Annotated in this window: 4 protein-coding genes and 1 other RNA gene; 1 reads left to right on the top strand and 4 read right to left on the bottom strand. The window is 69.7% G+C overall.

The features are described 5' to 3' along the window. Positions 1–240: 240 nt before the first annotated feature. Both glnA and EIO58_RS14005 read right to left on the bottom strand, forming a co-directional pair. Positions 241–1,578 carry a type I glutamate--ammonia ligase gene (glnA, locus tag EIO58_RS14000; protein ID WP_127820051.1) on the bottom strand — a complete coding sequence of 446 codons (1,338 nt, stop codon included), beginning with the start codon at positions 1,576–1,578 and terminating at the stop codon, positions 241–243. Positions 1,579–1,629: 51 nt separating this feature from the next. Next, positions 1,630–1,854: an SPOR domain-containing protein gene (locus tag EIO58_RS14005; RefSeq protein ID WP_127820052.1), complete on the bottom strand. Its 225-nt coding sequence runs from the start codon at positions 1,852–1,854 to the stop codon at positions 1,630–1,632. 116 nt (positions 1,855–1,970) lie between these two features. Here EIO58_RS14005 and ppgK point away from each other — a divergent pair, with 116 nt between their 5' ends. Further along, positions 1,971–2,735, top strand: a complete 765-nt coding sequence (ppgK, locus tag EIO58_RS14010; protein ID WP_127820053.1) for a polyphosphate--glucose phosphotransferase — start codon at positions 1,971–1,973, stop codon at positions 2,733–2,735. 8 nt (positions 2,736–2,743) lie between these two features. Here ppgK and rnpB read toward each other — a convergent pair. Together rnpB and EIO58_RS14020 are read right to left on the bottom strand one after the other, a co-directional pair. Next, positions 2,744–3,132, bottom strand: an RNA gene (gene rnpB, locus EIO58_RS14015) — RNase P RNA component class A. A 49-nt stretch (positions 3,133–3,181) separates the two neighbouring features. Then, the coding region (locus tag EIO58_RS14020; protein ID WP_240658858.1) for a DNA polymerase at positions 3,182–3,960 on the bottom strand (779 nt) is incomplete at its 5' end.

The following is a 3,960-nucleotide window of genomic DNA, read 5'->3' on the forward strand; positions in this document are numbered from 1 at the left end:
CGCTCGGCGGCCTGGCGGACCGCCTCGGCGTCGCGGCGTGCGAGCCGCGCGAGCGCCTGCAGCGCCTCGTCGGGGTCGGCGGCGTCAGCAGCGCCCTCGAGCGCCCGCTCCCGAGGGATCCCGGTGACGTCCTGGAGCTCCGCCAGCATCGACTCCGCCTCCGTGAGGCGACCGAAACCCAACCGCGCCAGCGGCGTCAGTGAACCGGACCGTTCGCTCGCGGACATGCGTGCTACGGGTTCAGAGCATCTCGAGGTTGCTCTTGAGCTCGAAGTGCGTCACCTGCGACCGGTACTCCTGCCACTCGCGACGCTTGTTCAGCAGCACGTAGTTGAAGACCTGCTCGCCCAGCGTCTCGGCGACGAGCTCGGACTCCTCCATGTACTCGAGCGCATGATCGAGGCTCGCCGGCAGCGGCGCGTAGCCGAGCGCGCGGCGTTCGGCATCCGTCAGCGACCACACGTTGTCTTCGGCCTCGGGCGGCAGCTCGTATTCGCCCTCGATGCCCTTCAGGCCCGCCGCGAGCATGAGCGCGAACGCCAGGTACGGGTTCGCCGCGGAGTCGAGCGCGCGGTACTCCACACGAGAGGACTGGCCCTTGTTGGGCTTGTACAGCGGAACGCGCACGAGCGCGGAGCGGTTGTTGTGCCCCCAGCAGATGAAGCTCGGGGCCTCGTCCCCGCCCCACAGTCGCTTGTAGGAGTTCACGAACTGGTTCGTCACGGCCGAGATCTCGTTGGCGTGACGCAGGAGGCCCGCGATGAACTGCCGGCCGACCTTGGAGAGCTGGTACTGGGCGCCCTCCTCGTAGAAGGCGTTCCTGTCGCCCTCGAACAGCGACATGTGCGTGTGCATGCCGCTGCCGGGCTTACCCGTCATGGGCTTCGGCATGAACGTCGCGTAGACGCCCTGCTCGATCGCGACCTCCTTGATGACCGTGCGGAAGGTCATGATGTTGTCGGCGGTCGCCAGCGCATCGGCGTAGCGCAGGTCGATCTCGTTCTGGCCGGGGCCGCCCTCATGGTGGCTGAACTCGACCGAGATCCCGAGGTCTTCGAGCATCCGCACCGAGCGGCGGCGGAAGTCGTGCGCGGTTCCTCCGGGCACGTTGTCGAAGTAGCCGGCCGAGTCGACCGGCTCCGGTCCTTCGGCTCCGAACGCAGATGACTTCAGCAGGTAGAACTCGATCTCGGGGTGCGTGTAGAACGTGAACCCCGAATCCGCCGCCTTGGCGAGCGTGCGCTTGAGGACGTGCCGCGGGTCGGCGACCGCAGGCTGGCCGTCGGGTGTCGTGATGTCGCAGAACATGCGCGCGGTGGGGTCGATCTCGCCACGCCAGGGCAGGATCTGAAAAGTGGTGGGGTCGGGGTGCGCGAGCAGATCCGACTCGTACGAGCGCGTAAGACCCTCGATCGCGGAGCCGTCGAAGCCCAGGCCCTCGCTGAAGGCCCCCTCGACCTCCGCCGGCGCGATCGCGACCGACTTGAGCGTGCCGATCACATCGGTGAACCAGAGCCGGACGAACTTGACGCCCCGCTCCTCGATGGTCCTCAGAACGAAGTCACGCTGCTTGTCCATCGCATCCTCTCCGGTGCCTGCACCGCCGGGCCGATCGCGGCCGATGCCAGACTACTGGTCGTCGGTGGACATGCCTGACGTGCGATCGCCCCACGACTCCTCGCGCGCTTCGTCCTCGGCCCACGCGCGCGAGCGCTCGCGCAGGATCTCAGGAGCCCGCGCGGCCTCCTCCGGAGTCTCGAACGGGCCCGCGCGATCGACCGAGGGCGATTCGTATCCTTTCTCGACCTCGCCGGTCTTGAGGTTGTACCAGTACTTCTCGCTGTCGCCGGTCATCGTGCACTCCTCCCGATCGCGGGCTTCGCCGCCGTCAGCACGATCCTAGTGACGCGCACCCGGCGGGGAACGGGTCCGCTTCTCACCGCGTGCGGTCGCCTGGCTAGGCTGTGGCCATGGCATCTGACGCAGCACGCGCCGTGGGCGTGGACATCGGCGGAACCGGCATCAAGGCGGGCATCGTCGACCTCGAGCGCGGCGAGCTCGTGAGCGACCGGGTGAAGGTCGCCACGCCGGAGGGCGCGCATCCGCCCGACGTGCTCGCCGCAGTGACGGAGGTGCTCTCGACCCTCGGCGTCGAGGACGACGCGTCCGTGCCGCTGGGCGTCGCGTTCCCCGCGATCGTGAAGAACGGCCGTACGCTGTCGGCAGCCAACGTCGCAGACGACTGGATCGGGTTCGAGGCCGAGAAGTTCTTCGAAGACGGCCTGGGTCGCGACATCCACTTCGCCAACGACGCCGATGTCGCCGGTGTCGCGGAGGTGCGGTACGGGGCGGCGAAGGACCAGAAGGGCCTGACGATCCTCACGACGCTCGGCACCGGCATCGGCTCGGCGCTGCTGTACAACGGGGTGCTCGTGCCGAACTCCGAGCTGGGTCATGTCCAGCGCGCGAAGCACGGGAAGGATGCCGAGGCCTACGCCGCGTACTCCGCGATGGAGCGCGACGATCTGACGTGGGAACAGTGGGCGAAGCGGCTGCAGTGGTACTACAGCCACATCGAGTTCCTCTTCAGCCCCGACCTGTTCGTGGTCGGTGGCGGAGTGTCCAAGCACTCGGACCAGTTCCTGCACCTGCTCGACCTCACGACGCCGATCGTGCCGGCGGTGCATCGCAACAACGCGGGCATCATCGGAGCCGCGGCGCTGGCGCGCGGCTGACGAGAGCGCGAATGGGCCGGCCTGTACGCCGGGTTCTGTCCGGGGGTCGAAGCCCCGTGGACGGTCATCTCTCTCGGCGACACGTCGCCGTGCCGCTCCAGCGGCCTACCCGGGGACTCGGCGGGCCGCGTCGTCATCCCCTGTCTGGCCTTGCTCCGGGCGAGGTTTACCGTGCGGGCCGTGTCACCACGACCCCGGTGGTCTCTTACACCACCCTTTCACCCTTACCCCGCCGGCCCTTCGACAAGCTCAGGGACCGGCGGGGCGGTCTGCTTTCTGTGGCACTGTCTCGCGGATCGCTCCGGGTGGGTGTTACCCACCGCCCTGCCCTGTGGAGCCCGGACGTTCCTCGGCGCGAGCGGCGAACCGCTCACGACGCGACCGTCCAGCCGACCCATTCGCGTGTGCGAGTCTATCGCCGCCGACTGGATGCGGCCTCTGAGCCGTCAGTCCTTGAGCGCCGTCTCTGCGATGCGCACATCGAGCGGGAAGTCGATGGGGAACTCGCCGAAGAGGATCCGCGCCGCGGCGGCCGCGGCATCCGTCACGGCCCGCGCGGCGGCCTCCGCGTGCTCGTGCGGGGCGTGCACGATGACCTCATCGTGGAGGAAGAACGCGATGTGGGGGCGGCAGGCGAACGCCGGGCCCGAGCGAGGAGCACTCGCACCCTGGGCGACGGGCGGCAGGGCCGCAAGACGCGTGCGCAGGTCGGCGAGCCACGCGAGCGCCCATTCCGCGGCGGTGCCCTGGACGACGAAGTTGCGCGTGAACCGGCCGCGATCGCGAGCCCATCGACGCGCGCGCGTCTCGTCGGCTCCGGATGCCTCGGCCTCGGTCGCTCGCGACTGGGCGTCCGACCAGGTCGAAGACGGAGGCGGTGAGGTGCGGCCGAGCCACGTCGAGACCAGCCCGCCGTCCTCGCCGACGCGGGCAGCCTCGTCCACGAGGCCCATCGCCTTCGGGTAGGCGCGGCGCAGGCGCGGGACGAGCCGGCCGGACTCCCCCGTCGTCGCCCCGTACATCGCACCGAGCATCGCCACCTTGGCCTCCGACCGCGACGCGACCGCACCACTGTCGACGATGCCGGCGTACAGGTCGCGGCCCCGCGCCGCCGACGCGAGCGAGAGGTCGCCGGACATCGCGGCGAGCACGCGGGGCTCGAGCTGTGCGACGTCGGCAACGACCAGTCGCCAGCCCGGGTCGGCGCGCACAGCCTCGCGCAGCT

It is taken from the genome of Microbacterium sp. CPCC 204701 (assembly GCF_004010105.1).
GTDB lineage: Bacteria > Actinomycetota > Actinomycetes > Actinomycetales > Microbacteriaceae > Microbacterium.